Origin of the sequence: Pseudonocardia oceani (genome assembly GCF_019263585.2) — a bacterium.
GTDB lineage: Bacteria > Actinomycetota > Actinomycetes > Mycobacteriales > Pseudonocardiaceae > Pseudonocardia > Pseudonocardia oceani.
Window position 1 is genome coordinate 183,951 of record NZ_JADQDF010000001.1, and the last position, 24,833, is coordinate 208,783.

Genomic DNA, 24,833 nt, shown 5'->3' on the forward strand with positions numbered 1-24,833 from the left:
CGGCGCGCCACGTCAATCGAGGGGGCTCGCCACGTGGGCGCGGCTCGCCGCGATGGAGGAGACCGTGCGACGGCTCAGCTCCATCGACTCCTCCCAGGAGGTGTTGACCATCGTGCGGAACGCGCGCTTGCCCCAGTCCAGGGTGGTCGCGTCGAACCCCGCGATGCGCTCGGCGATCGCGAACGCCCTCGGCAGGAGCTCGTCGTCGGGCACGACCTCGTTGACGATCCCCATGCGCAGCGCGGTCGGGGCGTCCACCCGCTGCGCCAGGAAGATCAGCTCGGCGGCGTGCTTGGGCAGCACCCGGTTGACCAGTGAGGGACCGGACAGCGCGGCCCAGGCACCGAACGCCATCTCGGGCGTGCCGATCGAGGCGGACTCGCCGGCGACGGCCAGCTCGCTGTTGTGCACCAGCGTCGATCCCCCGCCCAGCGCGAAGCCGTTGACCGCCGCGATGAAGATCGCCGGGTGCTCGCGCACCGCCTCGTTGACCTCGGCCCAGTTCCCGGTGCTCGCGCTGGCCCGGCGTCCCGGCGCGGGCGGGGGCAGCTCCTCGGTGAGGTCGATCCCGGAGCAGAAGCTCGTGCCGACACCGGTGAGGACCACCGCCTTCTTCTCGTGCACGGCGGTCAGCGCCCGGCGGAGCCGGTCCTGCGCGGCCCGGTTCATCGCGTTGCGCTTCTGCGGCCGGTTGAGCGTGATCACGGCCCAGTCGCCGCGGTCCTCCACCAGCACGAGCTCGTCGTCCGGCGTGCTCACGACGCCACCCGGTCCGGGCCGAACGCGGACCGCCGCTCGGCGAGTTCTCCACGCACCTCTGCTCCGTGCTCGTCGAGCAGGGGTGCCCGCCGGTCCGGCACCGCCGGGGTCCGGGAGAACTTCAGCGGTTGGCCGGCGACCCCGAGCGTGCCGTCCACGCCCGGGTGGTCCAGCTGCACCACCATGCCGCGGGCCGCGACGTGCGGATCGGCCGCGATCTCGGCGGCGTCGCGCACGGCGCCGACGGGGACGCGGCCGCCGAGCATCGCGAGAACCTCCTCCTTGGTGCGGCCCGACGTCCACGCGGCGAGCGCGTCGAACACCTCGGCGCGCCGGGCCACGCGCAGGAGGTTCGTGGCGAGTCCCGGGTCCGCGGCCAGGTCGGGGCGGTCGATGAGGTCGCACAGGGTGCGCCACCGGCTGTCGGCCGGTGCGGCGATCGCGACCCACCCGTCGAGGGCGGGCAGGACGTCGAACGGGCTCAGCAGCGGGTGGCGGTTGCCCTCGGCCCGCGGAACCGCGCCGGTGTAGGTGTGCTGGTAGATGATCCGCTCGCACAGGGCGAGGATCGCGTCGTACATGGCGACGTCGACGAACTGGCCCCGTCCGGTGCCGCGGGCCTCGTACAGCGCCGAGGTGACGCCCAGTGCGAGCATGGTGCCCGGATAGATGTCGCCGATCCCCGGCCCGACCTTGATCGGGTCGCCGTCCTCGGTGCCGGTGATGCCCATGAGCCCGGCCATCGCCTGCACGACGACGTCGAACGCCGGCCACTCCAGGTACGGGCTGCGCCCGGACCGCGCGTCGCCGAAGCCGCGGACCGCGGCGTAGACCAGCCGGGGGTTGTCGGCGCAGAGCGACTCGTAGGACAGCCCCAGCCGCTCCATCACCCCGTGGCTGAAGTTCTCCACCAGCACGTCGGCGTCCCCGGCCAGGCTGCGGAGCGCGGCGGCGCCCTCGGGCGTCTTCAGGTCGAGCACGACGCTGCGCTTCCCGCGGTTGACGCTCTGGAAGTAGCCGCCGAAGGCGCGCAGCTCGTCGCCGTCGGGGTACGGGCCCGCGCGCCGGGCCAGGTCACCGGCCGGTGACTCGACCTTGAGGACGTCGGCGCCCAGGTCGGCGAGCAGCATCGTGGCGTACGGCCCGGCGAGGGCGTGGGTGAGGTCGACGACGCGGACGCCGTCGAGGGGCCCTCCGCTCATGCCGTGGCCGCCTGCTCCAGGATCGGCAGGAAGTGCTTCTTGAACACCTCGGGGTTCTCCGACATCGAGAAGTGCCCGACGCCGTCCATGTGGGTGTAGGAGGCGCCCTGGATCTCGGCGGCGAGCGCCGCGACCCCGGCCGGCGGTGACGGCCAGTCGTACTCGGTGCTCACGACGTGCAGGGCCGTGCGCGACGTGTCGATCGTCCTCGCGGTCTCGGTGAGGTCGTGCTCGCTGAAGTAGTAGTGGACGTCGCCGCGCAGCACGGGGGGCGCGCCCTGGCTGTAGATGTAGGCCGTCTCGCGCTTGTAGGGCTCGGGGCTCTGCGGCGCGCAGCCGGTGTACATCATCGCGGGCTTGGAGTCGTTCGAGATCCGCGGGTGGTGGAACCACGCGGCGAAGCGGTCGACGCCGTGGGTGGCCAGCGCGGCGCCGAACCCGATCGCGGCCCGGAACAGCCCCGGGCGGTGCAGCGCGAGGTCGGGCGCCAGGTGCCCGCCCAGCGAGACCCCGGCGTAGATCGGCCGGTCCAGCTCGAGCGCCTCGACGAACGCGGTGTGGAACGCGAGCAGGAAGTCCAGGCGCAGCAGGTACTCCTGCGCCCACCACTCCTGCGACACCGGCGGCAGGGAGCGGCCGTGGAACGGCAGGTCGACGGCGATCAGGCGGTAGCGGGAGGTGAAGTCGGGGTCCTCGAGCAGGTGCCGCCACTGCCGGCCGTCGCATCCCGCGGTGTGCTGCAGGACGACGGGCACACCCTGACCCGCCTCCTCGAAGTAGACGCGGTACTCGACGCCCTCGACCTCGAGGTAGAGGTAGCGGCCGGTGACGTCGGCGAGGCGCGCGCTGCTCATGCCGGCACCTCCGACGCGTCGGCGTCGTGGGCCGCGACGGTGCGCAGGACGTCGCCGAGCCGGCGGATCGCCGGGTAGAACGCCATGATCATCTCCATGTCCCCCTCGATGCGGAACCCGTGGTGGACCATCGCCGGGTAGAAGTCGTGGTAGAAGGCGGGCGGCGCCGGCTGCAGCAGCAGGTCCCACACCTCGTCGGACCCGGCGAGCTGGATGTCGTAGGAGTCGAACGGCGTGACCACCGGGTCGATGCCCAGGAGCTCGCCGTCGCGGACCGCGATCATGAACGACTGCCGTTCGCCGATGACGACCCTGATCCGGGTGGTGAGGTGGCGGGCGTGCAGCAGGAACTCGGGGTCCCGGCCGAGCTCGCTCTGCAGCGCGGCGAGGGAGAGGGGGACGGCGGTCATCGACGGTCCTTCCGTTCGGGGTGTCCGGGCGTGGTCGCGCCCAGCAGGTGCTGGGCGATGATCGAGCGCTGGATCTCCGAGGTGCCCTCGAAGATCTGCGTGAGGCGGGCGTCGCGCCAGTGCCGTTCGACGGCGTGCTCGGTGGTGTAGCCGTTGCCGCCCAGGACCTGCATCGCCGAGCTGGCCACCCGCTCGGCCATCTCGCTGGCGAACAGCTTCGCCATCGAGCAGTCCTGCTTGCAGTCGACACCGGCGTCGAACTTCGCGGCGGCGTCGAGGTAGAGGGCGCGGGCCGCGGCGACCTGCGTCGCCATGTCCGCGAGCCGGAACTTCACGGCCTGGAACGAGGAGATGGGCCGGCCGAACTGGACGCGCTGCTGCGCGTACGCGGTGGCGTCCTCGAGGGCGCCCCGGGCGGCGCCCACGGCGCGGGCCGCGGTGTGCAGGCGGCCCCAGTCCAGCAGCGTCCCGAACATGCCGAACCCGTTGCCGGTGGCGCCGTCCGGACCGACCAGGACGTTCTCGGCGGGCACCTCGAGATCGGTGATCGTCAGCGCCCAGGAGGTGATGCCGTGGTATCCGATCTTGGGGATCGGCGTGCCGGTGATCCCCTCCGGGAAGCTGCCGCGCTCCTTCTCCACCAGGAAGACGTCGAGGCCCTCCCGGCGGCCGGGGGCGGTGCGGGCGAGGACGACGATGGCGTCGGCGGCCAGCGCCCAGCCGCACCAGCGCTTCTCGCCGTTGAGGACGTAGGTGGAGCCGCGGCGCTCCGCGCGGCAGGAGACTGCGGCGACGTCCGAGCCGGCCTCCGGCTCGCTGAACGCCGCGGCCGAGATGAACGTCCCCGCCGCCTGGCGGCGCAGGATGTCGGCGCGCCGCGCGGGGTCCGCGACGAGCGACCCGGTGCCGTTGGCGCGGGCGATGATGCTCGCGGCGCTCATCCAGCCGCGGGCGAGCTCCTCGGTGACCAGGCAGTACTCGGTCATGCCCAGGCCGAGGCCGCCGTGCTCCCGGTCGATCATGATCCCGAAGTAGCCGAGCTCGGCGATCCGGTCGACGATCGACCACGGGATGTCCGCGTGCTGCGGGTCCAGCTCGTTCGCGACGGGCAGGAGCTCCGCGGCCGTGAACGCGCGCGCCTCGTCCCGGATCTGCTCCTGGGCGGAGGTCAACAGGCTCACAGCGCCGTCCTCACAGTGCCACCGTCACGCTCTTGGTCTGGGTGTAGTGGTGCAGCGCCTGCACGCCCTTCTCCCGGCCGTAACCGCTCTGCTTGTAGCCGCCGAACGGCGCCTCGATGCCGGCCGACCACGTGTTCACGTAGACCTGGCCCGCCTCGAGCTGCTCGGCCACGCGCAGCGCGCGGGACACGTCGCGGGTCCAGAGACCGGCGGCCAGGCCGTAGTCGCTGTCGTTGGCGATCCCGACGGCCTCGTCCTCCCCGTCGAACGGGATGACCGCGAGGACCGGGCCGAAGACCTCCTCGCGGGCGATCCGCATCGAGTTGTCGACGCCGGTGTAGATGGTCGCGGGCACGAACCAGCCGTCGCCGCGCTCGGCCTCGGGCAGTGCCGCTCCGCCGGTCTCGGCCCGCGCGCCCTCCGCGCCGGCGATGGCGAAGTACTCGAGCACCTTGTCGTACTGGGCCCGGGTGGTCATCGGGCCGAGGGTCTCGCGGGCCCGCACCGCGCGGCTGGCCTCGACGAGGCGCGCGACGAACTCGTCGTGGACCGGGCGCTGCACCAGCAGGCGCGTGCCCGACGAGCAGATCTGCCCCGCGTTCGCCGTGAACGCCGTCAGCGACCCCTGGACCGCGCGCTCGAGGTCGGCGTCGGCGAAGACGATGTTCGCGGACTTGCCGCCCAGCTCGAGCGTCAGCGGGATGATCCGGTCGGCGGCGATGCGGCCGATCTCGCGACCGGCCCGGGCCGAGCCGGTGAACGCGACCTTGCGGACGTCGGGGTGCTCGACGAGGGCGACGCCCGCGCCCTGCCCGTCGCCGGTCACCACGTTGAGGACGCCGTCGGGGAAGCCCACCCCGGTGGCGAGGCGGGCGAGCACGAGGCTCGTGGCCGAGGTGAACTCCGACGGCTTCAGCACCACGGTGTTGCCCGCCGCCAGTGCGGGCGCCACGCCGCGCGAGGCCTGGTTGAGGGGCCCGTTCCACGGGGTGATCACGCCGACGACGCCGAACGGCTCGTTCAGCGTGTAGGTGTGGAACCCCGGGCCGACGTCGATGGTCTCGCCCTGCAGGGCGTTGACCAGGCCGCCGTAGAACTCGAAGTAGGCGGCCGATCCCGCCATCTCGGCGGTCGCCTGGGGGATCGACTTGCCCGTCTCCCCCGACTCCAGCACGGCCAGCTCGTCGGCGTGTTCCTGCACGGCCGCGGCGAGCCGCAGGAGGAGCCGGCCTCGCTCGACCGGCTTGCGGCGCCGCCAGGCCGGGGCCGCGGCGGAGGCGGCGGCGACGGCCCGGTCCACGTCGTCCCGGGTGCCCAGGGCGATGTCGGCGATCTCGCTGCCGTCCGCGGGGCTGTGCGTCGTCAGGCGGCGGTCGCCCCCGGTGGGGGTGCTCCGGCCGCCGATCCAGTGGTCGATCCTCGCCGTCGTCGCGCCGCTCCCGGTCGCGGGTCCGTCGCCTGCCGTCTGGCGTGCGGGGCTCATCGGGCGTCCGGGGTGAACGCGGTGGTCCGGCGCATGTCCAGCAGCCGGCCGCGCTCGGCGGTGACGAGGGCGAGCTTGCGGCTCGCCTCGTCGATCATCTCGTCACCGAGCATCACCGCGCCCAGGCCGCCACCGGCCTCGGAGGTGTGGTGGGCGTAGGCCTCGAGGATCAGCTCGGCCTTGTCGTAGTCGGCCTGGCCGGGCGCGAAGACGCCGTTGGCCGCGTCGATCTGCCCCGGGTGCAGCACCCACTTGCCGTCGTAGCCGTAGGCGGCGGCCCGTGCGGCCGAGGCCCGGTAGCCGTCCAGGTCCCGGATCAGGGCGAACGGTCCGTCGATCGCCTGCAGCCCGTGTTTGCGCGCCGTCATCGCGATCGTCATCAGCACGGTGTCGAACGGGTCGTACCCGGCCGCGCCCGGTGCGCCGATGGTCAGGGCGGGCATCTTCATCGCGGCCATGAAGTCGCCGGGCCCGAAGATCAGGGTCTCGGTCCGGGAGGTGGCGGTGGCGATCGCCTCGATCTCGCTCAGCCCGGCCGGCCCCTCGATCTGGGCCTCGATGCCGATGCCGCCCACGGGCAGCCCCAGCTCGCGCTCGACCTGGGTCAGCAGCAGGTCCAGCCAGTGGATGTGCGCGACCCGTTCGACCTTGGGCAGCATGATGCAGTCCAGATGGGCGCCCGCGCCGCGGACCACCTCGAGGACGTCCTCGTGGGCCCACTCGGTGTCGGCGTCGTTGATCCGGACGGCGCGCGTCTTGCCGGACCAGTCCCCGTGCGTGAGCGCCTCGACCACCGTCGCGCGCGCGGCGGGCTTGGCGATCGGGGCGACGGCGTCCTCGAGGTCGAGGAACACCTGGTCGGCGGGCAGGCCCTGCGCCTTCTTGAGCATCTTCTCGCTGCTGCCGGGCACGGCGAGGCACGAGCGGCGGGGGCGGGTGGGTCGGGGTGTGCTCACGGGGTCGGTCACCTTCCGGTCGGTGCGGTGGGGGCGAGCGCGGGGGCCGCCGGGCTCCCGGCGGCCTGCGCCGCCCGGGTGCGCAGGCGCACCGTGCGGGTGGCCCGGCAGACGGTCTCGCCGCGCTGGTTGATGCCGTGGTGGCGGAACGTCACGTCGGCGTCCTGGCCCGCCGGTTCGACGGACAGCACCTCGGTGGCGGCGCCGATGGTGTCGCCGTGCCGGACGGGCAGCGGGAACGCGACGTCGTCCAGGCCGATCTCGCGGACCGCCCGGCCGGTGGTGTCCTGGGTCGCGAGGCCGATGGCGAGCGAGAGGGTCAGGCCGCCGAAGTTGATCCGTCCGCCGAACGGCGTGGCCGCCATCTCCTGCTCGCTGAAGTGCCCGGCGGCGGTGTTCATCACCAGCAGGGTCAGGCCGTTCAGGTCCAGGTCGGTCACCGTGCGGGAGCGGGCGTGCCGGAAGCGGTCGCCCACCCGGAAGTCCTCGGCGAAGCCCTCCGGCACGTCGGCGAGCGTGCGGCCCTCGATCCGCTTGCGGACGAGGTTGGTGCGCGTGAACTCGACGACCGGCTCGCCGGCGGCGTCGCGGCCGACCGTGCGCCACGTGACGATCCCCGTGTCGGGCCGGGAGTCCGACTCCCGGGCCTCGAGCACGGTGCTCGACGCGTACAGCGTCTCGCCGGGGTGCACGTTCCTGAGGTAGCGGACGTCGCGGGCGCCGAGGAACGGGCCGCCGCTCTCGCTGAGGTCCTCCACGCTCAGGCCGAACACGACCGCGAAGACGAGGAGCGGGTTGACCACCTCGTCCGCGTGCCCGTCGGCGATCGCGGCGTCCCGGTTGAAGTACACCGGGTTGAACGCCAGCGTCTGCGTCGTGAACGCGATGTTGTCCGACGCGTGGACCGTCCGGCCCCAGTGGTGCTCGAAGACGCGGCCGACGACGTGGTCCTCGAAGGAGTTGTTGCGCGGCACCAGCGGCCACGTCGCCGGGTCCGAGGCGGTCATCGCAGATCTCCGTTTCATTCAGTGGCACGGCGTGCCATTCGTTGCCAGGCGCAGTGTTGGGGCCGCACCGGCCCGTGTCAAGGCCCTGACGACGCGCTCTGCGGTCGGCGACTTCGGATGGACGAGCTCGTGCGGCGCACCGTGCTTGTCCTCGTGCCGCTGAATGGTACGGTCGACACGCCCTACGGCCGGTGGGCCGACTCCCACCGCTCCCCCACTCCGCACCGAGGACGCCGATGACCGCACCCGATCCCGAGCCGGCGCCGTCCGCGCCGGGCGGCCAGCCGGGGACGCAGACCCTGATCCGCGGGCTCCGGGTGCTCGAGGCACTGACCGCACAGGACCGGCCCGTGGGCGTCGGCGAGCTGTCCCGCATGCTCGACCTGCCCAAGTCCACCGTGCAGCGCCTGCTCCGGACCCTCGATCAGGAGGGCTGGGCGCAGACGTCCGACGACGCCGTGACCCGCTGGCAGCTCAGCCCGCGGTTGTTCGCGCTCGCCCGGCAGGACACCCTGTCCGCGTCCCTGCGCGACGTCGCGATGCCGCACCTGCGGGCGCTCGGTGAGCGCAGCGGCGAGACGATCCACTTCTCCGTCCTCGACCGCGACGTCCAGCTCGTCCTGATCGAACGGGTCGACTCCGTCCACCCGGTGCGGACCTTCAACGCCATCGGCGCCACCACCGCCCTGCACACCAGCTGCAGCGGGAAGGCGGTGCTGGCGATGCTGCCGCACGCCAGGGTCGAGGAGATCCTGGCGCGGCCGCTCGAGAAGGTCATGCCCAACACCAGCGTCGACCCGCAGCACCTCATGCACCAGGTCCTCGAGGCCCGGGAACGCGGCTACGCGGTGAACATCTCGGAGAACCGGGCCGGGGTCTGCGCCGTCGGGGCCGCCGTCGCCGACGACTCCGGCCGCCCCATCGCCGCCGTCGCCATCTCCATGCCCGACACCCGGTTCGACGCCGGCCGGGTACCCGAGTGGGGCGCCTGGGTGCGCTCGACCGCCCGCGCGATCACCGGTGCGCTGTCCCGCTGAGCGCGCACCGCTCCACACGACGAGGGAGAAACGATGAGGGAGAGACCATGAGGGAGAGACCATGACCGAGGACGCCGGCATGACCGCCGCCCGCGCCCGGGCCCGCGAGGTCCGGGACCTGTACGAAGCGCTCGAGCACCGGCTGCTGGGGCGGACCTGGACCACCCCGGAGCTGGCGCTGGGCTTCACCCACGACGCCGCCTACGTCGGCCGGCTGGTCCTCGCGGCCGAGCGCACCTGGGACATCGACGGGGACACCGACGCCGAGCTCCGCCACAAGCTGGCCGAGTGCCTCTGGTGGGTCTTCGTGCTCGCCGACCGTCTCGACGTCGACCTGCCGGAGGCCTACGAGGCGACCATGGGACGCATCGGCGCCGACCTCACGAGCGCGGTCGAGGGTGGGGAGCCGCGATGACGAACCCTCCGGCGGGAACCGTCTCCGTCGAGCACGACGGTGCGGTCGCGACCGTTGCCCTCGACCGCCCGGACCGCCTCAACGCCCTCGACCTCCCCACCCGGCGCGCCCTCGTCGCCGCGCTGCGCGAGCTGGCCGCCGACGAGGGCGTGCGTGCGGTCGTGCTCACCGGCACCGGGCGCGCGTTCTGCGTCGGCCAGGACCTGACCGCCCGGAACGAGCTCGCCCACGCCGACGAGACCATCGCCGCGACCTACAACCCGCTCGCCCAGACGATCGCGGCGATGCCCCAACCGGTCGTCGCCGCCGTCAACGGACCCGCCGTCGGCGCGGGGATGGGCCTGGCACTGGCCTGCGACCTGCGGCTCGCCGCCGACAGCGCCTCGTTCTCGTGCGCGTTCGGCCGGGTCGGTCTGGTCCCCGACACCGGTGTGTCCTGGTACCTGGTGCGCGAGCTCGGCCACGCGCGCGCCTTCGACCTCGCCACGAGCGGCCGTCCGCTGCCCGCCGCGGAGGCGCTGGCGCTCGGCCTGGTCAACGAGGTCGTCCCGGACGCCGCGCTGCCCGGCCGCGCCGCCGAGGTGGCCGCCCGCCTGGCCGCCGGCCCCGCGCACGCCTTCGCCCTCACCAAGCGGCAGTTCCGCGCCGCCGGCGAGGTCCCGCTCGAGTCGCTGCTGGCGATGGAGGCCCGCCACCAGGGCTCCGCCGCCGCCCACCCGGACCACCTCGAGGGGCTCGCGGCCGTGGCGGGGAAGCGGGCATCGCGGTGGCGGGAGCGGGCGGGCTGAGCGGGTCACCGCCCGGATCCGGTCGTCGACGCCCGGCGAGCCCCTCAGGCGGTGTCGACGCGGCGCGTCTCGTAGGCCCACATGACGATCTCCACGCGGTTGCGGGCGTCCAGCTTGCGCATCAGGGCGGCGATGTGGGTCTTGACGGTGCTGAGGCTGATCGACAGCTCGTCGCCGATCTCGCTGTTGGTCCTCCCCCGGGCGGCGGCGAGCAGGACCTGCTCCTCGCGGGCGGTCAGCGGCTCGACGGGCTCGGGCGGCACGGGGCGCGAGCGCCTGCCGGCGAAGGCGGACAGCAGCCGCGCGGTGACGGCGGGGGCGATCAGGGCGTCGCCGCGGGCGGCGGCGTGCACGGCCTGGGTGAGCAGCTCGGCGCCGGCGTCCTTGAGCAGGAACCCGCGGGCGCCCGCCCGCAGCGCGCCGTAGACGTACTCGTCCAGGTCGAACGTGGTGATGACGACGACGGCCAGGGGCTCGACGACGTCGGGCCCGGCGAGCTGCCGGGTGGCCTCGATCCCGTCGACGTCGGGCATGCGGACGTCCAGCAGGCACACGTCGGGACGCAGCGCACGCGCCATCGCGATCGCCCGTCGGCCGTCGGCGGCCTCGCCCACGACGGTGATGCCGGGCTGGGCGTCCAGGATCATGCACAGCCCCGCCCGGACGATGTCCTGGTCGTCGGCGACGAGCACGCGGACGGTCACGACGCACGCACCGGACGGGGCAGCGAGGCCTCGACGCTCCAGCCGCCGGCCGGATCGGGTCCCGCCCGCAGGGTGCCCCCGAGCAGGCTCGCCCGCTCGGCCATGCCGCGCAGCCCGTAGCCGGCGGGCGCAGGACCGGCCGTGCGGGCCGCGCCGTCGTCGTGCACGCGCAGGCGCACCCGACCGCGGGACGCGGTGACGTCGACGGTGACGCGAGTGGCGCCCGAGGCGTGGCGGGTCGCGTTGGTGACCGCCTCGGCGGCGATCAGGTAGAGGGCGGTGCCGACCGCCGGGTCGACGACCTCGACGTCACCGGAGACCTGCACGCGGACGCCCACCACGTCGCCGCCGGGCCGGGCCAGCCGCTCGATGTCCGCCACGCCCCGCCGGGGGGCCAGAGCGGCGCCGGTGCCCTCGCGCAGCACACCGACCAGGGCCCGCATCTCCGTGAGCGTCCGGGACGCCTCCTCCTCGATGGTGACCAGCGTGGCCAACGCGCGTGCGGGATCCGCCGCAGACAGCGCTCGACCCGCCTGCGCCTGGACGGCGATCGCGGAGACGCGGTGCCCGACGATGTCGTGCAGCTCGCGGGCCAGGTCGTTGCGCTGGCGCAACCGCACCTCCTCGATCTCGCGGAGGCGGCTGCTGGTGCGGTAGCGCACGGCCGCGCCCAGCGCGGCCGAGAACAGGAAGAAGCCGTAGCCGGCGACCCTCTCCGCGGGCGAGGTCGGCTCCACCACGAGGGTGACGGACAACCAGACGAGGATGATGCCGAGTCCGACGGCGGCCTCCCGGCCGGCTCCCCAGCGCAGGAGGGCGTAGGGCAGGACGAGCACCCCGGCGATGCTCTGCAGGCCGGTGGCGTCGACGGCCACGATCCTCGCGACGTCGAAGGCGAGGAGGGTTCCGAAGGCGACGGCCACCGCGGCCAGCGGGCTCGTGCGCCGCCACAGCAGGCACGCCGCCACGACGAGGCCGACGCCGACGAGCAGCGGCGCCCACGCCTGGTCCTCGCGCAGCAGGACCTCGACGAACGAGCTCGCGACGAGGACCGCCACGACGGCCCAGTCCCGCCACACCCGCACCGGCGGGCACGGGGGGCGCGGCTCGTCCCACACTCCAGCAAGCATGCTCCCCCCTCCCGGCCAACCTAGAGGGACCGCCGCCCGGGCGGATCAGCCGGAAGTACTGCGGACGCCTCGTCCCCCCGGCCGGGACGGCCCGAGCCCGCAGGCGGACGCGCCGCCCGTCGCCGGTCGTCAGGGTGAGGACACCGACCGGGGTGGACCCGGCCGGCCCACCGGCACACAGGAGACGTGATGACCAGCAGCGTGCGAAGCTCAAGGAGAACGACCACCGGCGCGTTCCAGGAAGCGGGGCTCCCGGTCCGGGCGAAGCTCGCAGCGGCCTGGACCAGCTTCATGTTCCTCTACCTCTACGTCGACTACCTCCACCTGTACAAGCCCGGCTCCCTCGACGAGATCCTGGTCGGCGTCGTCCACGAGTTCGAGACCGGCCCGACCTTCGTCGGCCTCGCGCTCACGCTCCTGGCCGTCCCGATCCTCATGGTCGTGCTCTCCACGACCCTGCCCGCCCGTACCGGCCGCGCCGCCAACCTCGTCGTGGCGGCGCTCTACATCCCCTTCTCGATCTACAACGCGACCGGCGAGGAGTCCTGGGACTACGCCTACTTCTACGCCTTCTCCATCGGCCTCGAGGTGCTGCTCCTGGCCTTCGTGCTGCGCGCCGCCTGGACCTGGCCCCGGACCGTGCGGGCCACCGCCGGCCGCGACCTCGGCGGGGCCAGGGTGTGACGCTCCGAGGCAGACCCGGAGCCCGTGCTCGGACCCGGGTTCCGGCTGGCCGGTCTCCCGCCTGATCGAGGTGGTCGGCGCGGCCCTCGCGGAGGGGTGGGTGCAGCGCACCCTCCCGGTCCGGCGGTCCACCCTGCGAGTCTCGGCCCCGGAGCTCGGCCACGGCCACCGGCAGGAAGTGCAGGACTGCGCATGCACCCCCGACCAAGCATCACGATGACCACGAGCGTGCCCGCGGCCATGGTCCGCAGCGCGCCGGACGCGACCACGTCCTCGCTCGGAACGGCGGGGGCGGCGACGTGAACGGCGACGCGTCCGGCTCGGCGGGCCGCACCTGGCTCGGGATCGCCACCCTGCTGGTGGGCACGCTGCTGCCCCCGCTGGACTTCTTCATCGTCAACCTCGCCATCCCGTCCACCAGGACGAGCTCGGCGGTGGCGACCTGCTGGGCCGACAGGTCGTGGCGTCCTACGCGGCCACCTACGCCGTCACCCTGGTCCTGGGCGGTCGGGTCGGCGACCTCTACGGTCGTCAGCGCGTGTTCCTCGTCGGCCTGATCGGGTTCGCGCTGGCCTCCCTCCTGTGCGGCATCGCGCCCGCACCCGCCGTGCTCGTCGTGGGGCGCATCCTGCAGGGCGTCACTGCGGCGCTGATGGCGCCGCAGTCGCTGGCGCTGATCCGGGCGGGTCTCACCGGACGGCAGCAGAGCATCGCCCTCGGCTTCCACGGCGCCGTGTTCGGGCTCGCCGCCGTGCTCGGCCAGTCCCTGGGCGGGCTGCTGGTCGCCGCCATCGCCGCCCTCTGGGCCCGCTACGAGGTCGGTCCGCGCATCCAGGAGGACAAGCACTTCCAGCACCCCGACATCGGCGAGATCCGGCTGCACTTCGAGAAGCTCACCATCGAGAGCGCGCCCGGCCAGCACCTCGCGGTCTACACCGCCGAACCCGGCATCGCCGCCGCCGACGGTCTCGCCCTGCTCACCAGCCTGGCCGCCGACGGGGCCGCGGTGGACCAGCCGGGAGTGTCGGAGGAATGGTGCAACCGGCCGTGATGGTCTCGCCGTCGAACAGCGGAGGTCGGGTCGACACCGGTCTCATCACGACGAGGGAGGTCGATCCCTGGAGCAGGCGGCAGCCGCGTTGCCGACGGCGCCGTCGACGGTGGTGGACGATCGCTCTCGTCGGGAGGTGATCAGCCGTCGATGGGGCCGCCCCTCAGAGGCGCTCGACGCGGTCGGCCTGCGGGCCCCGGTCGCTCTGACGCACCGCGTACCGGACCCGGTCGCCCACCTCCAGAGGCCCCGATCCGATGACCACCGACACGTGGACGAAGAGATCGTCGCCGCCCGCGTCCGGGGTGATGAAACCGAAGCCGCGGTCGCCGTCGTAGCGCGCGACGACGCCCTCCCCACCTCGCGCGGGCACGTCCCGCGACGCCGGCCCTGCGGCCGCGGCAGGTGCCGGCCGCTGCGGCGCCGGCCCGGGCTCACGGACCAGGTTCACGTCGCGGGCCTGCGGGCCCTTGTCCCCACTGACCACCTCGTAGGCGACGCGGTCGCCCTCCGTGAGCCATGTCAGCCCCTCGGCCAGGGCCCGGGCGTGGACGAAGACGTCCCCGCCGCCGGAGTCGGGGCTGACGAAACCGAAGCCCTTGTCCTCGTCGTACCAGGCCACCGTGCCGTCGGCACCGTCCGCGCCGTCCGCGGTCCCGACCTCAGCGGACAGGCCGGCCCCCGCTCCCAGCGGGATCACGTGCCCGGCCTGCGGACCGCGCTCGCCCTCGACGACCACGAAGGCCACCCGCTGCCCCTCGGTGACCACGCCGCCGGTCACGATGGCGGAGCTGTGCACGAAGATGTCGGCGCCACCGCCGTCCGGAGACGCGAAGCCGTACCCCTTGCCCGGCTCGTACCAGTTGACCGTGCCGAGCAGGCCCACGGCGCTGCCGGCGGCCGCGTCGGCGGTGACACGAACATGCAGCGCCTGGGGCCCCCGGTCGTTCTCGCCCACCTCGAACACGACGCCCTGGCCCTCGCGGAGCACGGTCGCGCCGCCGTCCCCGACGATCTCCGAGGCGTGCACGAACACGTCCGGAGAGCCGTCCTCGGGCGCGAGGAAGCCGAAACCCCGTTCGGCGTCGAACCAACGGACGGTTCCCTGCGGCATCGAAGGCTCCAGGTCGGGAGGGCGGGCAATGGCCCCCAGTCTCCCCGACCGACCTCGCGGTCCGTCGGGCCGGGCCCACGGTCGGGCGGTGCGGTCGAACGCCTCGCCCGTCTCGTCGATCACGCCGACGGCTCGGCGGGGCCCGGGAAGGTCTGGACCCGGGCCGTGGCCCCGACCGAGACGGTGCAGGCCGACGTCCGCACGCTCTTCCGCGCCTTCGGCACCACGGGCCCGCGAACCGACCCCCCACCCGGCCCAGCGGCCGGCACATCCAGTCCCCCAGGCCGTCCCACAACGAGCGAACGACCCGGGCCTCGGGAGCGACACCGCGGCCCTGACGCGACGACGTCTCGACGTCGTTGTCGACCCGACGGAACCTCCACCCGCCGAGCTCGCCCGCCTCCGACCGGTCCCCGCGCGGGCCCGTTCCGTGTTCAGCGGACCGTGTTCGGTGCAACCGAACGGTCATCCGGCCACCCGCAGGACCCCGACGAGCAACGCGCGCGTGTCGGCGGGATCGACGACGTCGTCCAGCTCGAACACGGTGGCGACACTCAGCGCCCGGCCCCGCTCGTAGTAGTCGGCGACGAGCTCGTCGTGACGCTCCTTCCGCTCGTGCGGGTCGGCGATGGCCTCCAGCTCCGCCCGGAACCCCAGCCGGACCGCACCCTCCAGGCCCATCCCCCCGAACTCCCCGGTCGGCCACGACACCGTGAGGATCGGGGCGTGCACGCTGCCGCCGCACATCGCCATGGCCCCCAGCCCATAGGCCTTGCGCAGGATGACGGCGCAAACGGGCACGGTCAGCCGGGCCCCGGCCACGAACATCGCGCCGAACCGCCGCACGATCGCGGTGCGCTCGGCGTCCGGGCCGACCATGAAGCCGGGGGTGTCGCACAGCGACACCACGGCGAGCCCGCGGTCCTGGCACAGCTGCAGGAACCGCGTGGCCTTGTCGGCGGCGTCGCCGTCGATGGCCCCGCCGAGGTGGCGCGGGTCGTTGGCGAGCACCCCGACCGGGCGGCCGTCGAGCCGGGCCAGCGCCGTGACCACCCCGGTCCCGAAGCCGGCCCGCAGCTCCAGCACGCTGCCGGTGTCGAACAGGGTCTCGAGCACCGGGCGCACGTCGTAACCGCGCAGCCGGTCCTCCGGCACGAGGTGGCGCAGCAGGCGCTGGTCGGCCGCCTCCTTCGACGCAGTGTCTCCCGTGGCCGACCCCGTGACGTAGGACAGGTACCGGCGCGCCGTCGCCATCGCCGCCGCGTCGTCGGGCACCAGCACGTCGACGACTCCGTTGGCGACCTGCACGTCCATCGGCCCGACGTCCCCGGGCGCGACCACCCCGAGCCCGCCGCCCTCGATCATCGCCGGGCCGCCCATCCCGAGGCTGCTCCCCTCGGTGGCGATGATGACGTCGCAGCCCGCCGCCAGCGCCGCGTTGCCGGCGAAGCAGTACCCCGCCACCACGGCCACCGTCGGCACCCGCCCGGCCAGCCCGGCCGCGAGCCGGAACGTCGGCACGTCGAGCTGGGCAACGGCGGAGGTGTCGGTGTCGCCCGGCCGCCCGCCGCCGCCCTCGGCGAGGACCACCAGCGGCAGGCCGCGCTCGGTGGCGAGAGTGAGCAGCCGGTCGGTCTTGCGGTGGTTGTGGACGCCCTGGGTGCCGGCCAGCACGGTGTAGTCGTAGGCCAGGACGGCGACCGGGTTCCCGTGCACCGTCGCGGTGGCGGTGACCAGCCCGTCGGCGGGGGTGCGGGCGATCAGGTCGTCGACGTCGCGGCGGCGGCGCTGGGCCGCGATCGTCAGGGCGCCGTACTCGACGAGGCTGCCCGGGTCGACGAGGTCGGCCAGGTTCTCCCGGACGGTCCGGCGCCCGCCGCGGTGCCTGCGCTCCACGGCGGCCGGCCGGGCCGCATCGGCGACCGCGGCGTGCCGCGTGTGCACCTCGGCCAGGTCGGGACGCACGCGCGCCGGGTCGGCCGCGGGACCGGTGACGGCGGCCGCGCCGTCCTCGTCGCCCGAGTCGCGCAGCACGGCCAGCACCGCCCCCACCTCGACGGCGTCGCCCACCGCGACCCGGACCTCCTCGACGCGCCCCGCCCGCGCGACGGGCACGGCGTGCTGCATCTTCATCGCCTCGAGCACGACCAGCTCGGCCCCGGCGGGCACGTCGACGCCGACCTCCGCGTCGACGGCGACCACCACCCCCTGCTGGCGGGCGCGCAGGGCGGTGGCCCCGTCGGGCACGGGCGCGCCGGCGGCCGCGGGCCCGGACCCGGGCGCCTCCACAGCCGGCTGTGCGCTGCGCGGGCGGGCCGCTGACAGCTCCGCCGCGTGGGCGTCGACGTGGCCGGTGTCGAGCACGCCGGGCTTCGCGAGGTCGTCGAGCAGCGCCTGGAGCAGGCCGATCGTGGTCGGCACGCCGGCCACGTCGAACTCCGCCAGCGCCCGGACCGCCCGGGCCGCGACGCGGGCCGGGTCACCGCCGGGATCGGTCACGACCACCTTGGCCAGCAGCGAGTCGTAGCGCGGCCCGACGGTGTAGCCGGGGTAGCCGTGGGTGTCGACGCGGACCCCGCGCCCCGACGGCGGCTGGAAGCGGGTCAGCACGCCGCCGTGGGCCTCGACCGTCCCGTCCGGGAGCAGGGTCTCGGTGTTCACGCGGGCCTGCACGGCGACGCCCCGCGACGGCGGCGGCTCCGTGAGCCCGAGATCGCGCAGGGTCGCTCCCCCGGCCACCCGCAGGGCCAGCTCCACGAGGTCGAGCCCGGTGACCTCCTCGGTCACCGTGTGCTCCACCTGCAGGCGCGGGTTGACCTCGAGGAAGGCGTACCCGTCCGGGCCGGCTCCGTCCGCCTCGACCAGGAACTCCACGGTCGCGAGCCCGGCGTACGCCACCGACCCGACGAGGGTGCGGGCGGCGGCGTGCAGCCGCTCGCGCAGGGAGGGGTCCAGCGCGGGGGCCGGGGCGAGCTCCACGAGCTTCTGCCGGCGCCGCTGCAGGCTGCAGTCCCGGTCGCCCAGCACGACGGGGTCGCCGCGGCCGTCACCGAGGACCTGCACCTCGACGTGCCGGGCGGGCGCCAGCAGCCGCTCGACGTACAGCGCGCCGTCGCCGAAGGCGGCCTGCACCTCGGCGGCGCACCGGCGCAGCACCTCGGACAGGTCCTCCGCCCGGGTCACCGGCCGGGTGCCCCGGCCGCCCCCTCCGGCGACGGCCTTGACCATCACCGCACCGCCGGGGCCCAGCGAGGCGAGGAACGCGCGGGCGGCGTCGAGGTCGGTGGGAGCCGCGGTGCCCTCCAGGACGGGCACGCCGAGCTCGCGGGCCCGGCCCCGCGCGGCCGCCTTGTCACCGAACAGCTCCAGCGCCTCCGCCGACGGACCGACGAAGCGGACGCCGGCCTCGGCGCACCGGCGGGCCAGTACGGGGTTCTCGGACAGGAACCCGTAGCCGGGGTGCACGGCGTCGCAGCCGGTGCGCACCACCGCGTCCACCACGGCGTCGACGTCGAGGTAGGCCGCGGGTCCCGCTCCGGGCAGCAGGACCGCCTCGTCGGCGCGGGCGACGTGGGCGCAGGCCGCGTCGTCGGCGGGGTGCACGGCGACCGTGCGGATCCCCAGTGCGGCCGCCGTCGCCAGCACCCGCACGGCGATCTCCCCGCGGTTGGCCACCAGCAGCGCGCGCACCGCTGTTCCGTCGTCGCTCATGCCTCTCCCCGTTCCTGCTCGTGCCCTGTTCCGACCGGCGGCAGTCCGACGAGCCGGAGGTAGACCTCCACCAGGTCGCGCCCCAGCTCGTCGAGGCGGGTCGGGTCGTCGGCCGCCTGCGCGGCGAGGTGCACCAGCGCCGCCGCGACGACCTCGGCCACCGTGCGCGCCGACGCCGCGGGTCTCGCCCCGTGCTCGGCGCACAGCGAGCCGATGAACTCCGCGTCGACCCGCGACGGGGCGTTCTGCACCTCGCGCCACAGCTCGGCGACGCCCGGATCGCCGTCCCGATCACCACCCGCGGGTCGGTCGACCCTCGTCCCGCCACCCGCTGCACCGCGGTGATCTCGTCGCGGACCCGCCCGGCCAGGGCGCGGAAGACCTCCTCGCGGGAGGAGAAGTAGAGGTAGAACGTGGCGCGCGAGGTGCCGGCCCGCCAGGCGATCCCGGCGATGGGCGACTGCTTGTAGCCCTGCTCGGCGAACAGGTCCTCCGCGGCGTCGAGGAGCGCGGCCCGGGTGGGGCTGTCGGTGCGGTCGCGGGCCGTGCGCGTGCTCCACGGCTGTCGGCCCGGTCGTCCCATGTCGCCATCCTCCTGCACCCCGTCGGCATTGAGTTCACTCGTCATCGACACTTCTGCCAACGCCATGGCGGGTGGAGGCTCGGTGCAGGACCGGATCGACGAGCTGCGCAGGCGGCGCGGGTCGGTGACCGCAGGAGGGCCTCGCAGCCACCACTTCGCGCACGGCTTCACGGTGTTCCAGTAGATGGTGGACCTGTCGGGGTACGTGCCCGTCGTCGCCGCGATGCTGGGGTCGGGTTCGCCGGGCCGTCCGACTTCGCTGCGCTCGCCGACTTCGTCGTGATGGTCCGCGGCCTGGCCACGATGGGGATCGCCGGGCCGCACCGGACCCGGCCGCCCACCGCGTCGAGCTGATCGCGGGCTTCCAGGCCCAGGTCGACCAGTTCCTCGCCGCTCAGGGCCGAGGGGAGCTGGACCGGCACGTCGCCGACGAAGCGGACAGCGGCCGGCTCTTGGTGTTGGACCGGTCTGCCCTCGACCGACACCGGGTCCTGACTCCTCGACCTCGGTCAGCCTGTTCGGACATTCGATCCGCTCGCGGAACAGGGACGCGGCTACGCCGGAGCAGCCCACCGGCCGATACGGCTCACGGTGATCGCCCGCCAGCGGCGCCGGTGGTCGGCCCTGACCACAGACGGGCCGACCCACCGCCAGAACCAGCGGGCGGAAGGGCTTCGCGTCGTGCCCGAAGGACAAACGTGCTGGCCACGTGGATATGGTTCGCTCACCTCACGAGCCGAGCACCTCGACGGTCGCGTCGTAGAGGTAGGCCTCGGTCTCGTACTCCTCGTACATGTCGTACTGCACCGGCGGTACGCCCTCCTCCTCGAGGAACCGGTGGTACTGGCCGACAGTGCCGACCGCGCGCACCACCTGGCCCTGCACCACGCCCGTCGGTTCCGCCGTGCGGACCAGCAGGCTGTCCTCGCCGTAGTCCTGGCCGGCGAGCTCGAGGTGGCGCGGGTCGAGGACGTTGGTGACCTCGGCGCGGACCTCGACGCGTCGTCCGAGGTACTCGCCCTCGTAGAAGTTCTGCGGCTCCTCGATCTCGGCGACGGTCACCCCCTGCCCGGGTCCGGCCGTCCCCGCGTCGTCACTGCATCCGGTGACCGTCCCGGCGCAAACGGCGACGGCGAGCGCGACTCGGCGGAGGTTCGATGTCGGAGTCATGTCGTTGACTACCACGCAACGTTTGCGGCTATTCGCCGGGAGATGGCAGCGACGACGGGTGGGCGCGCGATCGCGTGGGCGGCGGCCGGGATGGTCGTGCTGGCCGGGTGCGGCGCAGGGCAGGCCAGGAGCCGACGCGCCGCTGCAGGTCACGGTCGTCAACGGTGAGGTCGGAGTGCCCTCGGCGGACCGGCTCGTCGCGGTCTCCAGCCCGATCGCGACCTCCGGACGCATCGTCGGCGATGCCGCGATCCCGGACGGGCAGGTGCTCGTCGCCGGGTACCCGGCGATCATCGGAACCGGTTCCGAACCTGCGGTGGTGCCCGGTGAGCGATAGGCGCGCAGGGGTGCTGGTCGTCGCGACGCTCACTGCGACCCTGGACCGGGTGCACGGTGACCGCCTCCGAGCCGCCCGCATCCACCACGCCGCCGGCCCCCACCACGCAGTCCGGACCGGCAGCGGGGAGCATGGCGGTCGTCGTGGCGCGCCCGGCGCCCAGCGCGGTCACCGTCCGCACCGGCCAGGGTGCGGACAGCGGTGTCGTCTACCGCCCCGACATCGTGCTCACCAACCAGTGGCGACGGATCAGGTCACCGACCTCGCCGTCGTCCGCACCGCACTCATCGCCCACCCCGGCCGGCGTGCAGTCGAGCGCCGCCGGCGGCTCGCCGGGTGGCGACCGCCGCTCTCCTCGCTACGCCGTCCATGGACCAGGGCTACCCGAAGTGATCCGCCCCGCACCCGAGCCGACATGACGAGATCCGTCATCGGAACGCTCGCTTTCCTGGCCGACCGGCCGGGTAGCCGGGCGTGGGACGGTGCCCCACGAGGAGGCGCACCGAGCAATCACAGGAGCTGACATGCGAAGGATCGTCCTCACGACGCCGGTGTGGTCATTGACGAGGACGGTGCAGTCGCGGTGGCCGGCACAGCGCAACAGGCGTTCGACATCCCCGCGGTGGAGAGCGAGTACGGCTTCGACCTGGCAGCCCTGCATCGTCGCCGAGAGCATCGACCCGACGGTCGCGGAGCCCGGCGAGACGACGATCGAGCCGGCAGCCCGGTGAGCGTGCGGCGAGGACCGGTCGGAGCCGCGATGACCGGGGGCGTCGCGGCCCTGGCCGCGATGGTGGTGAGCGGCTGCAGCGCGGGCCCCGAGAGCTCCGCCGGGCCGGAGGAGGACGTCACCGTGGAGAGGGTCCTCGAGGACACCTCGTACCTCGACGGCCGGACCGTCCAGGTCAGCGCCGTCGTCGGCGACACGCTCGCCGAGACCGCCACAGTCCTGGCCGGCGAGACGAGCGCTCCCCCGGCGGGTCCCCTGCTCGTCGTGCACGAACCGGAGTACGACCTCGCCCGCGGCAGCGTGGTCGCGGTCGTCGGGGCGGTGCGGCAGTCGTTCGACGAGGAGTCCGTGGAGGCCGAGCTCGGCGTCGACTACGACGACCGGGTTTTCGCCCACTTCGCCGGCGAGCCGTACCTGGTCGCCAGGTCGATCGACGACGCGGCCCGCTGAGGGGTGGTTCGATGACCTCCAGGAGCAGGACCGTCCGGCGCGTGCTGGGCCGGGTCGGTCTGGGGCTGCTCGCGACCCTCACGCTGCTCGTCGCCTACGGGATGTTCGTCGAACCCCGCCTCGTCCTGGACGAGGAACGCTTCCGGGTCGACGTACCCGGGCTCCCTGCGGGCTCCTCACCGACGGTCGCGGTGTTCTCGGACCTGCAGGTCGGGATGTGGTTCAGCAACGACGACATGGTCGGCGACATCGTGGCGGAGGTCGTCGAGGAGCGGCCCGACGCGGCGCTGGTCGCCGGTGACTTCGTCCTGGGCCGAGACCCGTCCCCGGCCGAGCAGATGGAGAAGGTGGCCGGCCTGCTCTCCCCGCTCACCGCAGCCGGGATCCCTACGTACGCAGTACTCGGCAACCACGACTACGCGGTCGACGCCGCCGACGAGGTGGCGACCGCGTTGCAGGCCATCGGCGTCGTCGTGCTGCGCAACGCCTCGGCCACCGTGCCCGGTGCAGCGGGGCTGCGCGTCGTCGGTGTCGGCCCTGCCCGGCCGGACCAGGTCGACGTCGACGCGGCCCTGGACGGGGTGCCCGCCGACGCGCCGCGGGTGGTGATGATGCACAACCCGGTCACGTTCCCGCGACTGCCGGCCGGCAGTGCGCCACTTGCCGTCGCCGGGCACACGCACTGCGGGCAGATCACCATCCCCTACCTACCCCTTTGGTCGTGGTACGAGCTCACCGTCGCGGAGCGCGTCGCCGTCGGCGGCTGGGCGCCCGGCGGCTACGGTGCGCCGGGCAACCGCCTCCACGTCACATGCGGCATCGGCTTCAGCATGCTGCCGATGCGGATCGCCGCGCCGCCGCAGGTGGTGTTCTTCGAGTTGCAGCCGGCAGCCTGACCGCGGCGAATCCGTCGACAGCGCGGCGGACGCCCGGGAGCGGGGGCGCGGTGCGCTATCAGTAGCGCCGGTGACGATCCGAGTCATAGTCGGGCTGGTGCTCGGTTGCGACGCGCCCGTGGGTAGCCGACGACCGGCGGGGGCGCCGGGAAGCGGGCCGCTCCTTCGACCCCCACCGCTGGCGGTACGTCCCGGCTCCCAGGAGGAGGACTTCATGACCGAGTTCGTTCGCGGGCTCACCCCTCCTCCCGGCGGGGTCCAGAGGACGGTGGAGCGGCTGACCAGCACCTGGGCGGTCCTCGGCTGGCCGGCCGCACTCGGCGCCGCGCTGCTCCTGGAGCGACCCGGGTGGGCGATGGTGCACTTCGTCGTGGTCGTCGCCGCCCTGTCGCTGCGGGTGTCCGTAGAGACGCACCTGCCCGAGTCGGCGGTGCATCATCCCCCGTTCCGCCTGCAACCCCACGACGGCCTGCGATGATCGGCCGTACTGATTTTTCGGGGGCGTTGGTTGCCTGTGTCGGGGCCTTCGTCCCCGGACTGGTCGCGGTACTCGCCGCCTTCGCGGCGGGCGGGCTCGGCCAGGCCGTCGCCGTGCTCGTCCTGATCATCGCGATCCAGCAGGTCGACGGCAACATCGTCCAACCCCTCATCATGGGCCGGGTCATCCGACTCTCCGCGTTCACCGTGATCGTGGCCGTCAGGTCACCGGAGGCGCCGCCCTGCTCGGCGTTCTGGGGGCGTTCCTGGCCGTGCCGGTGGCCGCCTGCACCGCGCGCGCCGTGGCCTTCGCCCGCGACAAGGGCCGGTTCCCGACCCGCAACCGCGACACTCGATGAGCACTCAGGAGGAACACGTGGACCACACCCGACCCGTGCCTACACGCCGAGCCCTGGAGGCGCTGCTGGGCGAGCCCTTCATCGACGGCAACCGCGTGCGCGTGCTGCGCAACGGGGACGGCGTGTTCCCCGCACTGCTCGCCGCAGTCCGCAACGCCGGACGCTCGGTGGACCTGCTGTGGTTCGTGTGGGAACCAGGCCCGATCACCGCCGAGCTCGCCGACGCGCTCGCCGAACGGGCCCGGCACGGGGTGCGGGTCCGGCTGCTTCTTGACGCCTTCGGGGCCCTGCACGCCGACCGCAACCAGATCCGGGCCCTGCGCGCGGCCGGCTGTACCGTCGCGTTCCACCACCCCCTGCTGACCTGGCGGCTCACTACCGTCAACCGGCGGCTGCACCAGCGCGTGCTGATCTGCGACGAGAAACTGGCCTTCACCGGAGGCATCGGCGTCGGCCAGCTGTACACCGGCGACGCCCAGGATCCTGACCACTACCGGGACACGGTGCTGGAGGTGCGCGGGCCGGCCGTCGTCGGATTGCGCGGCACCTTCGCCCGCGCCTGGCAGCAGACGCCCCACCCGCTCGTCACCGCAGCCGACCACTTCCCGCCCACCCCGCCGGCAGGGACCAGCGCGGTGCACGTCATGCGATCCTCGTCCGAGCCGGGGTGGAACGACGCCGCACTGGCCCTCACCGCCCTGCTGCAGGTGGCCAGCGACCGCATCCGGTTCAGCACCCCCTACGTCCGGCTGGCCTCCCGGTTCCACCGGCACCTCGCGGCCGCCGTCGCACGAGACGTGCAGGTGCAGGTTGTCCTCACCGGCCCGCACCCGGCGCGGCCGACCGTGCAGTGGCAGAGCGACCGACACGTGCAACGGCTCCTCGACACCGGCGTGGAGGTCTTCGCCTACCAGCCCACCCTCATGCACGCCAAGGTCGTCACCGTCGACCAGCGCATTTCCATGGTGGGCACGGCCAACCTCGACCAGCGGTCCCTGACGATCAACCAGCAGGTCGCGCTCGTCGTTGACGACCCGGCCCTCACCGCCGAACTCGACGCCGACTTCGACCTCGACTTGGCACGCAGTCGCCGCCTCGATCCCGCCCGCTGGCGGCACCGGGGACAGTTGCGGCGGCTACGAGCAGCGCTGGCTGACCGGGTCGCGGCACCACTGCGGGGCTCGGGCGGCGAGGGCCTCACCGTTCCGGGTCGTTGAGGAGCCTCGCCTCCCCTCAAGCCCCACGCCGCCCGAACGAACCCGATCACGTCCGGATGGCGCCGACATCCCGTTGAAGTGACCCCCGTCAGTCGGACACCTTGGTGTGCCCCGTGATTCTCGGAGTC

24 protein-coding genes and 2 pseudogenes are annotated in these 24,833 nt (G+C 73.8%); 11 read left to right on the forward strand and 15 right to left on the reverse strand.

The genetic code is table 11. The features are described from left to right. Nucleotides 1-12: 12 nt before the first annotated feature. The 8 genes from I4I82_RS00870 to I4I82_RS00905 are packed head-to-tail and all read right to left on the reverse strand — an operon-like array spanning nucleotide 13 to nucleotide 7,852. Nucleotides 13-759 (reverse strand): enoyl-CoA hydratase/isomerase family protein, encoded by a 747-nt coding sequence (locus I4I82_RS00870; RefSeq protein ID WP_218591557.1) that lies wholly within the window; start codon nucleotides 757-759, stop codon nucleotides 13-15. Continuing rightward, nucleotides 756-1,961 (reverse strand): CaiB/BaiF CoA transferase family protein, encoded by a 1,206-nt coding sequence (locus tag I4I82_RS00875; RefSeq protein WP_218591556.1) that lies wholly within the window; start codon nucleotides 1,959-1,961, stop codon nucleotides 756-758. The genes I4I82_RS00870 and I4I82_RS00875 overlap by 4 nt, the downstream gene beginning before the upstream one ends. Next, entirely contained in the window at nucleotides 1,958-2,815 is an 858-nt protein-coding gene (locus I4I82_RS00880; RefSeq protein ID WP_218591555.1) for an alpha/beta fold hydrolase, read from the reverse strand. Before I4I82_RS00880 ends, I4I82_RS00875 begins: the two co-directional genes overlap by 4 nt. After that, nucleotides 2,812-3,225 carry a hypothetical protein gene (locus I4I82_RS00885; protein ID WP_218591554.1) on the reverse strand — a complete coding sequence of 138 codons (414 nt, stop codon included), beginning with the start codon at nucleotides 3,223-3,225 and terminating at the stop codon, nucleotides 2,812-2,814. Before I4I82_RS00885 ends, I4I82_RS00880 begins: the two co-directional genes overlap by 4 nt. After that, nucleotides 3,222-4,406 (reverse strand): acyl-CoA dehydrogenase family protein, encoded by a 1,185-nt coding sequence (locus tag I4I82_RS00890; RefSeq protein ID WP_218591553.1) that lies wholly within the window; start codon nucleotides 4,404-4,406, stop codon nucleotides 3,222-3,224. The genes I4I82_RS00885 and I4I82_RS00890 overlap by 4 nt, the downstream gene beginning before the upstream one ends. A gap of 10 nt (nucleotides 4,407-4,416) precedes the next feature. After that, nucleotides 4,417-5,889 carry an aldehyde dehydrogenase family protein gene (locus I4I82_RS00895; RefSeq protein ID WP_218591552.1) on the reverse strand — a complete coding sequence of 491 codons (1,473 nt, stop codon included), beginning with the start codon at nucleotides 5,887-5,889 and terminating at the stop codon, nucleotides 4,417-4,419. Continuing rightward, nucleotides 5,886-6,845: an HpcH/HpaI aldolase/citrate lyase family protein gene (locus I4I82_RS00900; RefSeq protein ID WP_226369813.1), complete on the reverse strand. Its 960-nt coding sequence runs from the start codon at nucleotides 6,843-6,845 to the stop codon at nucleotides 5,886-5,888. Before I4I82_RS00900 ends, I4I82_RS00895 begins: the two co-directional genes overlap by 4 nt. An 8-nt stretch (nucleotides 6,846-6,853) precedes the next feature. Continuing rightward, a complete protein-coding gene (locus I4I82_RS00905; RefSeq protein WP_218594996.1) occupies nucleotides 6,854-7,852 on the reverse strand; it encodes a MaoC family dehydratase in 999 nt (332 codons plus the stop codon). A gap of 236 nt (nucleotides 7,853-8,088) precedes the next feature. On the opposite strand from I4I82_RS00905, the gene I4I82_RS00910 reads away from it, so the two are divergent. The 3 genes from I4I82_RS00910 (at nucleotide 8,089) to I4I82_RS00920 (ending at nucleotide 10,092) form a co-directional block, all read left to right on the forward strand. Beyond that, a complete protein-coding gene (locus I4I82_RS00910) occupies nucleotides 8,089-8,889 on the forward strand; it encodes an IclR family transcriptional regulator (RefSeq protein WP_218593273.1) in 801 nt (266 codons plus the stop codon). Between the two features lie 61 nt (nucleotides 8,890-8,950). Then, nucleotides 8,951-9,304 (forward strand): nucleoside triphosphate pyrophosphohydrolase family protein, encoded by a 354-nt coding sequence (locus I4I82_RS00915; protein ID WP_218593274.1) that lies wholly within the window; start codon nucleotides 8,951-8,953, stop codon nucleotides 9,302-9,304. Further along, complete coding sequence (locus I4I82_RS00920; RefSeq protein ID WP_218593275.1) at nucleotides 9,301-10,092, forward strand: enoyl-CoA hydratase/isomerase family protein; 792 nt, start codon at nucleotides 9,301-9,303, stop codon at nucleotides 10,090-10,092. The genes I4I82_RS00915 and I4I82_RS00920 overlap by 4 nt, the downstream gene beginning before the upstream one ends. A 44-nt stretch (nucleotides 10,093-10,136) precedes the next feature. Here I4I82_RS00920 and I4I82_RS00925 read toward each other — a convergent pair whose 3' ends face one another. Both I4I82_RS00925 and I4I82_RS00930 read right to left on the reverse strand, forming a co-directional pair. Beyond that, nucleotides 10,137-10,796, reverse strand: a complete 660-nt coding sequence (locus I4I82_RS00925; RefSeq protein WP_218593276.1) for a response regulator — start codon at nucleotides 10,794-10,796, stop codon at nucleotides 10,137-10,139. Continuing rightward, on the reverse strand, nucleotides 10,793-11,926 hold the full coding sequence (locus I4I82_RS00930) for a sensor histidine kinase (protein ID WP_218593277.1): 1,134 nt from the start codon (nucleotides 11,924-11,926) through the stop codon (nucleotides 10,793-10,795). The genes I4I82_RS00925 and I4I82_RS00930 overlap by 4 nt, the downstream gene beginning before the upstream one ends. Before the next feature lie 189 nt (nucleotides 11,927-12,115). On the opposite strand from I4I82_RS00930, the gene I4I82_RS00935 reads away from it, so the two are divergent. After that, nucleotides 12,116-12,610 carry a DUF6326 family protein gene (locus I4I82_RS00935; protein ID WP_218593278.1) on the forward strand — a complete coding sequence of 165 codons (495 nt, stop codon included), beginning with the start codon at nucleotides 12,116-12,118 and terminating at the stop codon, nucleotides 12,608-12,610. A gap of 460 nt (nucleotides 12,611-13,070) precedes the next feature. Beyond that, nucleotides 13,071-13,661, forward strand: coding sequence for an MFS transporter (locus I4I82_RS00940; protein WP_218593279.1), 591 nt, complete (start codon nucleotides 13,071-13,073; stop codon nucleotides 13,659-13,661). A 163-nt stretch (nucleotides 13,662-13,824) separates the two neighbouring features. Here the strand turns inward: I4I82_RS00940 and I4I82_RS34810 are convergent, their stop codons facing one another. From I4I82_RS34810 to I4I82_RS00980, 5 genes and pseudogenes are all read right to left on the reverse strand, one after another. Further along, nucleotides 13,825-14,775: a cold-shock protein gene (locus tag I4I82_RS34810; RefSeq protein ID WP_218593280.1), complete on the reverse strand. Its 951-nt coding sequence runs from the start codon at nucleotides 14,773-14,775 to the stop codon at nucleotides 13,825-13,827. 465 nt (nucleotides 14,776-15,240) lie between these two features. Further along, on the reverse strand, nucleotides 15,241-18,486 hold the full coding sequence (locus I4I82_RS00965) for an acetyl-CoA carboxylase family protein (RefSeq protein ID WP_225920463.1): 3,246 nt from the start codon (nucleotides 18,484-18,486) through the stop codon (nucleotides 15,241-15,243). Next, nucleotides 18,483-18,737: a hypothetical protein gene (locus tag I4I82_RS00970; RefSeq protein ID WP_218593256.1), complete on the reverse strand. Its 255-nt coding sequence runs from the start codon at nucleotides 18,735-18,737 to the stop codon at nucleotides 18,483-18,485. Before I4I82_RS00970 ends, I4I82_RS00965 begins: the two co-directional genes overlap by 4 nt. Nucleotides 18,738-18,865: 128 nt before the next feature. Beyond that, nucleotides 18,866-19,135 (reverse strand): annotated as a pseudogene (locus tag I4I82_RS34815) (helix-turn-helix domain-containing protein); the annotation flags it as partial. A gap of 663 nt (nucleotides 19,136-19,798) precedes the next feature. Next, complete coding sequence (locus I4I82_RS00980; RefSeq protein WP_218593257.1) at nucleotides 19,799-20,131, reverse strand: hypothetical protein; 333 nt, start codon at nucleotides 20,129-20,131, stop codon at nucleotides 19,799-19,801. Between the two features lie 283 nt (nucleotides 20,132-20,414). On the opposite strand from I4I82_RS00980, the gene I4I82_RS00985 reads away from it, so the two are divergent. The 6 genes and pseudogenes from I4I82_RS00985 (at nucleotide 20,415) to I4I82_RS01005 (ending at nucleotide 24,705) form a co-directional block, all read left to right on the forward strand. Then, the gene (locus tag I4I82_RS00985; protein ID WP_226369814.1) at nucleotides 20,415-20,576 is read left to right on the forward strand and encodes a hypothetical protein; all 162 of its coding nucleotides are present in this window, start codon (nucleotides 20,415-20,417) and stop codon (nucleotides 20,574-20,576) included. A gap of 760 nt (nucleotides 20,577-21,336) precedes the next feature. Continuing rightward, nucleotides 21,337-21,756: a hypothetical protein gene (locus I4I82_RS00990; protein ID WP_218593258.1), complete on the forward strand. Its 420-nt coding sequence runs from the start codon at nucleotides 21,337-21,339 to the stop codon at nucleotides 21,754-21,756. 11 nt (nucleotides 21,757-21,767) lie between these two features. Beyond that, a complete protein-coding gene (locus I4I82_RS00995; protein WP_218593259.1) occupies nucleotides 21,768-22,652 on the forward strand; it encodes a metallophosphoesterase in 885 nt (294 codons plus the stop codon). A gap of 214 nt (nucleotides 22,653-22,866) precedes the next feature. After that, complete coding sequence (locus tag I4I82_RS01000; RefSeq protein ID WP_218593260.1) at nucleotides 22,867-23,130, forward strand: hypothetical protein; 264 nt, start codon at nucleotides 22,867-22,869, stop codon at nucleotides 23,128-23,130. Beyond that, nucleotides 23,127-23,339: pseudogene (locus I4I82_RS34820) on the forward strand (AI-2E family transporter); the annotation flags it as partial. The gene I4I82_RS01000 and the pseudogene I4I82_RS34820, both read left to right, overlap by 4 nt. A 184-nt stretch (nucleotides 23,340-23,523) precedes the next feature. Beyond that, nucleotides 23,524-24,705, forward strand: a complete 1,182-nt coding sequence (locus I4I82_RS01005) for a phospholipase D-like domain-containing protein (RefSeq protein ID WP_218596958.1) — start codon at nucleotides 23,524-23,526, stop codon at nucleotides 24,703-24,705. The last annotated feature ends 128 nt before the right edge of the window (nucleotides 24,706-24,833 follow it).